Below are 6,855 nucleotides of genomic sequence, written 5' to 3' on the forward strand. Positions count from 1 at the left end.
CCGCGCGCCGCGCGCCCGCGCGGCTGTCATCCGGCGCGGCGCCGGCCGCCGCGGAGCGGCGGGCGGTGGAGCGAAGGATCTCGCGTCGGATCGGCCACGCAGCGGAGAGATCCTTCGCTGCGCCGGGGGCGGCTGGCCGCCGCCCCCGGCTCCGCTCAGGATGACACGCGGGGAGTCGCGGGCTGCTGGCGGGTGGATATGTTTAGTTCGTCAAACGCCATTGTAGCGCGGGGGAGGCTTCCCCTCACCCCGTTTCCCCCTCTCCCACGAGGGGAGAGGGGGAAACGGGGTAGCTAGGCGGGCTCGCCCAGATAGTGCTTGAACCAGCTCAGGATGCGCGTGAAGACGTCCTCGCGATGCTGCGGCGGACCCAGGCGCAGCATGCCGTGTGACCCACCCGGGTAGCGGACGAACTCAACCTCGCAGCCGGCCTTGAGCAGCGCGATGAACATCTGCTCCCCTTGCCCGATCGGGCAGCGCTCGTCCTCCTCGCCGTGGATGATCAGCGTCGGCGTCGTCGCCCGGTGGGCGAAGGTGGACGGCGACTGCGCCGCGAACTTCTCCGGGATCTCGTGCGGCCGGCCACCCCACTCCAGCTCGCCGAAGGTGTGGCTGATGTCGCTCGTGCCATACATCGACACCAGGTCGAAGCAGGGCGCGCCGCACACGGCGGCCTTGAAGCGGTCGGTCTGCCCGATGGTCCACGCCGTCATGTAGCCGCCGTAGCTGTAGCCCCAGATACCGGTCCGCTCGCGGTCGGCGTAGGGGCGCTCCAGCACCGTGTCGAGGACCATCATCAGGTCCTTGAAGTCCTCACCGCCCCAGTCCTGGAGAACCGCCTGCGCGAACTCGCGGCCGTAGGAGCCGGAGCCGCGCGGGTTCGACATCACCACCAGGAAGCCGTTGGTGGCCAGAATCTGCTGCCATGGGGTGAAGGTGAACCCGTAGAAGCCCTGCGGGCCGCCGTGGACGTCGAGGATCACCGGGTAGCGCTTGTTCGGGTCGAAGTCGGGCGGGGTCAGTAGCCACGCGTCGATCGTGTACCCGTTCCGCTCGATCTGGAAGCGCTCCCAGTTGGCCGGCGGGTGCTCGGATAGCACCTGCTTGTTGTACCCGGTGACCACCGTCGTCTCGTTGGTCTGCGTATCGTAGACGGCGATCTCACCGATTTCGGAGAAGCTGGTGCGCCCCTGGACGACGTAGCGCCGGTCGCGGTCGACGCTCATCCCGGCATGCATCGCCTCCCAGCGGACCACCGGCTCCACGGCGCCGCTCTCGACGTCGAGGGTGTAGAGGCCGCTGGCACCGGCCCGAACCGCATGGAACAGCACCCGGCGATCGTCGAGCCAGACCGGCTGCGCCGGCGCGCCGCGGCCGGGCTCGCCACCAACCGGGCTCACGTCCAGGTCGTGCGTCAGGCGCGTGGTCGTGCCGCTGGCGACGTCGTAGACGAAGAAGTCGTCCTGGAACGAGTGCTCGGTGTCGCCGGCGAAGATGATCCGGTCCCCGGAGGGCGACCAGACCCAGACGCTGACGACCCCGGTCTCCGGGCCGACGCGCGTCTCCTCACCACCGTCGACCGGGAGCAGCGCCAGATAGGAGCACATGCCGTTCAGGATCGGGACGCGGACCGAGACGAACCGGCCGTCCGGCGACCACTGCGGGAAGAGGTGGTCGCGCAGTTCGCGGCTCAGCCGGCGTCGCTCGCCGGTCTCTACGTCGACGACGAACGTGTGGAAGCGCACGTCGTTGAGGTAGCCGCGGCCGTCCTGCTTGTAGTCGATGCGGCGCGTAACGCGCACCTTCGGCGGCGCATCCTTGTCTGGCGGCGTCTCGTCCGGGTTTTCCGGGTCGAAGATGGTGGTGTAGGCGATCCGGGTGCCGTCGGGCGACCAGGCGAGATCACTGATCGCCTGGTTGTGCCGCGTGATCTCGCGCGCTTCCCCAGGCCGGGTCAGGTCGAGCACGAAGATGCCGGCCTTGTCGACCCGGTTCGAGACGAACGCGATGCGGGTGCCGTCCGGCGACCAGACGCCGCCGCTGTTGCGCTCGCCGTTCCAGGTGAGCCGGCGCGGGTTGCTGCCGTCGATCCCGCAGAGCCAGATCTGGCTCGAGCCCTTCTTGGTCTCGCGGTCGACGGAGCTAAGCGTGTACAGGATCTGCGTCCCGTCCGGAGACACCTGCGGTTCACCGGCCATGGTGAGGCCGTAGACGACGAGCTCCGGGGTGATGGGCTGTGCCATGCTTGTCCCTCCAACGACATTTCGACTGCGCGCCGGAGCGAGGATAGCGACGAACGCACTATGAGGCAACAGGTGGGGGGCGCGGTTCGGTGCGTCATGCTATCGTCTGCGCAGCGACACCGCAGCCACTGAGCCGACCGTGAAGGAGGGCCAATGATCCAGATCGACCCCCGCCACCTGCGCGACGCGCTGGCCGACCTCGTCCGTATCCCGTCGATCAACCCGGACCTCGTCCCCGGTGCGGGCGGCGAGCGCGAGATCGCCGAGGCGATCGCCGCGCGGCTCCGCGCTACACCTGGGATCACGGTCGAGTTGCAAGACGCCGGGAATGGACGGCCGAACGTCATCGCCACCGTCGGCGAGGGCGCGGGACGGCGGCTCATGCTCAACGGCCACATGGATACGGTCGGCGTCGCCGGGATGACCGATCCCTTCTCCCCGCGCGTCGAGGACGACCGGCTCTACGGTCGCGGCGCGTTCGACATGAAGGGATCGCTGGCAGGCATGATCGTGCTGCTCGAAGCGATCGCCCGTGCCGGCGACTTCCCCGGTCAGCTCATCGCGACCTTCGTCGTCGACGAGGAGTACGCCAGCATCGGCACCCAGGCGATCTGCCGGGAGATTGACCGCTGGCGCCCCGACGCCGCGCTGGTGCTGGAGCCGACCGAGCTTGAGATCGGGGTCGCTCACAAGGGTTTCGTCTGGGCCGAGATCGTTACCCATGGCCGCGCGGCCCATGGCAGCGACTTCCGCGCGGGCGTCGATGCGATCGTCCATATGGGCCGCGTGCTCGTCGAACTGGAGCGCCTGGGTGCAGACCTGCTCGCCCGACCGCCGCACCGGTACGTTGGCCCGCCCTCGATCCACGCCTCACTGATTTCCGGCGGCCAGGAGCTCTCCTCTTACCCCGAGGAGTGCCGCCTCCAGATCGAGCGGCGCACCGTTCCCGGCGAGACCGCCGCGCAGGTCGAGGCCGAGCTACAGGCCATCCTCGACCGCCTGAGCGCGGCGGACGAGCAGTTCAAGGCCACGCTCACGATGGGCGTGGTGCGGGAACCGTTCGAGATCAGCGAGAACGCCGAGATCGTCCGGGTGCTCGGCCGCGCCGTCGAGCGCGAGCTAGGGCAGGAGCCGGTGATCTACGGCGGCTTCGGCTGGATGGACTCGGCGCTTCTGGCGGCGGCCGGGGTTCCGACCGCGATCTTCGGCCCGTCCGGGGACGGTGCCCACGCGCTGGTCGAGTGGAGCGACCTCGCCTCGCTGGAGACCTTTACCCGTGTCCTGACCCGCGTGGTGTACGACTTTTGCGCGACGTAGGTGGTGCGACGGCGTCCCCCTCACCCCCTGGCCCCCTCTCGGACGGAGCCCACGAGGGGAGAGGGGGAGGAGAGTGTCTAGCGGCAGGCTGTGCGACGCTCAGAGCGTGCCGGGTGGCCAGAGGGAGAGCCAGACCTGGCCCTTGATCGCGCTGATCGGCACGGGGCCGAAGTCGCGTGAGTCGCGTGAGTTGCTGCGATTGTCCCCCATGACGAACACGTAGCCGTCGGGGATGACCTGCTCGTTTCCGGCCCTCAGGTAGCGGCCCGGCCGTGTTGTGGCGATGCCATGGATGTATGGTTCGTCGAGCCGCTCACCGTTCACATAGACGGCGCCGTCGTGAATCGCCACCCGATCACCCGGGAGCCCGACGACGCGCTTGACATAGGGTTTCCCGCTCACATCGTGGGCGTCCACGATCACGATGTCGCCGCGGCTGGGCATCCCGAAGGGGTAGACGATGCGCTCGCCGTCGCGTTCGACGAAGGGGAGGGCGTCGAGGATGCCGTTGATGTCGACGTGCAGGTAGGCATGTCGGCCGACCAGCAGGAGCTGACCAGGGTGAAGGGCCGGAACCATCGACGTACCTTCCACCCGGTAGGTCAGGACGACCGAGCGGATGAGCACGAAGATGATGACGGCGGTGAGCAGCGTCTGCACGATCTCGCGGAGCGCGCTCCGGGTCCGGGCCTGCTCCTGCTGCCCCGCTGCCTGCTCGTCGCTGCCGGTTGTCATCCGCGTCCGTGTCCCCTCGTCGAAGTGGTATCCGCCCTGCTGCGCCAGAGGATACCCTATCGCGCCGCAGTGGCGGGTGAGCACCGGGCCGTGCCTGCTGGCACCATGTGTGCGGGCTGCGTGGGTCGTCTGTCCCGACCGCGAAAGGAGTGGAACCGATGACGGCGCAGCGCACCGAAGGGGAAGGCCGGGAGCCGACCCATACCCACCCGGCGGTCACGCACTCGCACGATCACTACCACGTCACGCACCACCATACGGGTGGTGCCGGGGATTCGCTCGAGCACCGGGTCTACTGGCACACCCACCCGCACAACCACAACGAGCTGACCCACAGCCACGACTACGATCGGGACGACGAGGAGCAGCACCACGGCCGCGAGGCCCACGTGCACGACCACGCCGCGCCGACCCAGTCGCCGGCATAGCTGGAGAAGCGCCGGCGCCCAGCCGGCTCCCCGATGTTAGGGAGCCGGCAAGGGCACCGGCGTGCCTGACGGGTTCTAGAGCGCCGGGCGGCGCGTCGCGAAGTCGGTTGTGGCCTCGTAGGCGCGAGCCGCGCGGCAGATCGTCGCCTCGTCGAACGGCCGGCCGATCAACTGGAGGCTGGCGACCGGCTGGTTCTGGTCGTTGAAGGCGCACGGAACCACGATCGCCGGCTGGCCGGAGAGATCGACCGGGCAGGTGTACCGCACCATGCAGTTCAGCGTTGTCTCCTCCACCCCGTCGATCGTGACCGTCTCCTGACCGATCGGGACGGGTGGGTGCGGGAGCGTCGGCGTCGCGATGACGTCGCACAGCTCCATGGCCGCGCGGAAGCTCTGCTTGATCAGCGTCCGGATCCGCTGGGCCTTGAGATACGTCGGACCGGAGATCGCCTCGCCTGCCTCCAGCAGGACGCGGATATCCGGGGCGTACTTGTCCGCCCGCGACCGCAGCAGGTGCTCGTGGTAGCTCGTGGCTTCGGCCAAGACGATTCCGAACTCGGCGAGGATCGAGTGTTCGACCCAGGGCAGGTCGACCTCGACGATTTCGGCGCCCAGCTCGCCGAGTCGCGCGATGGCCCCTTCAACGCCCTGCTTGACCTCGGGGTGGATCCGATCGAAGAAGTAGTTGCGCGGCACGCCGACGCGCAGGCCGGTCAGACCGTCCTCGATCTCCTCGGTGTAGTCGGGCACCGGCACGGGCTGGGTCGCGGTGTCCATCGGATCGTACCCGGCGATGACGTTCAGCATCAGTGCCGCGTCGGAGACGGTCCGGGTCATTGGGCCGACGTGGTCCAGCGACCAGCTCAGCGCGAGCGCGCCGTAGCGGCTAACCCGGCCGTAGGTGGGCATCAGCCCGACGTTGCCGCAGAGCGCGGCCGGGATGCGGATGGAGCCGCCGGTGTCGCTGCCGAGTGCGGCGATGCACTCCCCAGCCGCAACCGCGGCGGCCGACCCACCACTGGAGCCGCCGGGAATGTGCCCCGGCATCCACGGGTTGTGGGTCGGGCCGAAGGTCCAGTTGTTGGTCGTCACGCCGAAGGCAAACTCGTGCATATTGAGCTTGCCGGTGAAGATCGCGCCAGCCTGGCGCAGGCGCGTCACCGTGGTCGCGTCCTCGTCCGGCACGAAGTCCTCGAGTGCCGCCGAACCCGCGGTCGTACGGACGCCGCGGGTCATCAGCAGGTCCTTCAACCCGACCGGGATGCCGTGGAACGGACCGAGATAGTTGCCCATGGTGATGTTGCGCTCGGCGGCCTTGGCCTGGGCCATGGCCTCGTCGGCGAGCACCGTGATGTAGGCGTTTACCTTCGGCTCGACGGCCTCGATCCGCTCCAGCACCTGGCGGGTCAACTCAACAGGCGAAAGCTGCCGCGAGCGGAGGAGCGGCGCCAGTTCGGTGACGGGGAGGAAGGGGAGATCGTCATAGGAGCTCATCCTCGTCGCTCCTCTCGGCGGGATAGCGCGGCTCGAAGACGGTGCTGGGCTCCACGAGCCAGAGCGGCTCCGGGTCGATGGCGTTCAGCCCGTCGATGATCGGGCCCGCGACGGCGGCAACGGCCTCAGCGACATCGGGCGGAATATCGCGCCCGACCTGCTCGGCGAAGAGGCGCTCGACCGCTTCCCGGGACAGGGGCATGGCGTCCCTCCTTTCGGTTGTCCGGATATCTCGATTCTCTCCGGAAATTTGGCGGGCGTCAATCGTGTGGCGATAGGAACGCGGGCAGGAGGCCACCGGACGTCAGGGCCTCATCGCGAATTCGGCGAGATGCTCGCGGACATGTCGTCCCACACGGCGGCGAGTCCGGCTCATGAACGTAGGCGAATCCCTGCCACTCGGCGCGTGCCCGGGGCTAGAGCCGCCGGGCTCACCACGGAAGCCGGCTCAAGCCGGCTGGGGGATAAGGCCCAGACCCCGATGTTACGGCCTTCGCTGCGCGGCGCGTGCCCGGGGCTAATGAACTTTGACGAATTAATCCGGTAAACGCGACAGCCGTCCGCGCCCCCGCGTTGTCATCCTGAGCGGAGCCGGGGGCGGCGGCCAGCCGCCCTCGGCGCAGCGAAGGATCTCCCCG

6 protein-coding genes are annotated in these 6,855 nt (G+C 68.7%); 2 read left to right on the forward strand and 4 right to left on the reverse strand.

Annotation, left to right across the window (positions count from 1 at the left end; all coding sequences use genetic code 11):
* Positions 1–293: 293 nt before the first annotated feature.
* Positions 294–2,243 (reverse strand): S9 family peptidase, encoded by a 1,950-nt coding sequence (locus IRZ30_RS14395; protein WP_294086154.1) that lies wholly within the window; start codon positions 2,241–2,243, stop codon positions 294–296.
* 153 nt (positions 2,244–2,396) lie between these two features.
* On the opposite strand from IRZ30_RS14395, the gene IRZ30_RS14400 reads away from it, so the two are divergent.
* Entirely contained in the window at positions 2,397–3,560 is a 1,164-nt protein-coding gene (locus IRZ30_RS14400; protein WP_294086156.1) for an ArgE/DapE family deacylase, read from the forward strand.
* A gap of 99 nt (positions 3,561–3,659) precedes the next feature.
* Here the strand turns inward: IRZ30_RS14400 and lepB are convergent, their stop codons facing one another.
* On the reverse strand, positions 3,660–4,295 hold the full coding sequence (lepB, locus tag IRZ30_RS14405) for a signal peptidase I (protein WP_294086157.1): 636 nt from the start codon (positions 4,293–4,295) through the stop codon (positions 3,660–3,662).
* Between the two features lie 158 nt (positions 4,296–4,453).
* On the opposite strand from lepB, the gene IRZ30_RS14410 reads away from it, so the two are divergent.
* Positions 4,454–4,723 carry a hypothetical protein gene (locus tag IRZ30_RS14410; RefSeq protein WP_294086159.1) on the forward strand — a complete coding sequence of 90 codons (270 nt, stop codon included), beginning with the start codon at positions 4,454–4,456 and terminating at the stop codon, positions 4,721–4,723.
* 75 nt (positions 4,724–4,798) lie between these two features.
* Here the strand turns inward: IRZ30_RS14410 and IRZ30_RS14415 are convergent, their stop codons facing one another.
* Positions 4,799–6,217, reverse strand: a complete 1,419-nt coding sequence (locus tag IRZ30_RS14415) for an amidase (RefSeq protein ID WP_294086161.1) — start codon at positions 6,215–6,217, stop codon at positions 4,799–4,801.
* Positions 6,204–6,419, reverse strand: coding sequence for a hypothetical protein (locus IRZ30_RS14420; protein ID WP_041400318.1), 216 nt, complete (start codon positions 6,417–6,419; stop codon positions 6,204–6,206). Before IRZ30_RS14420 ends, IRZ30_RS14415 begins: the two co-directional genes overlap by 14 nt.
* Between the last annotated feature and the right edge of the window lie 436 nt (positions 6,420–6,855).

Source organism: Sphaerobacter sp. (assembly GCF_019683595.1).
Classification (GTDB): domain Bacteria; phylum Chloroflexota; class Chloroflexia; order Thermomicrobiales; family Thermomicrobiaceae; genus Sphaerobacter.

Excerpts from the sequence above, each read along its gene's own strand:
- IRZ30_RS14395 (WP_294086154.1), bottom strand. The coding sequence starts at position 2,243 with ATGGCACAGCCCATCACCCCGGAGCTCGTCGTCTACGGCCTCACCATG.
- IRZ30_RS14400 (WP_294086156.1), top strand. The coding sequence starts at position 2,397 with ATGATCCAGATCGACCCCCGCCACCTGCGCGACGCGCTGGCCGACCTC.
- lepB (WP_294086157.1), bottom strand. The coding sequence starts at position 4,295 with ATGACAACCGGCAGCGACGAGCAGGCAGCGGGGCAGCAGGAGCAGGCC.
- IRZ30_RS14410 (WP_294086159.1), top strand. The coding sequence starts at position 4,454 with ATGACGGCGCAGCGCACCGAAGGGGAAGGCCGGGAGCCGACCCATACC.
- IRZ30_RS14415 (WP_294086161.1), bottom strand. The coding sequence starts at position 6,217 with ATGAGCTCCTATGACGATCTCCCCTTCCTCCCCGTCACCGAACTGGCG.
- IRZ30_RS14420 (WP_041400318.1), bottom strand. The coding sequence starts at position 6,419 with ATGCCCCTGTCCCGGGAAGCGGTCGAGCGCCTCTTCGCCGAGCAGGTC.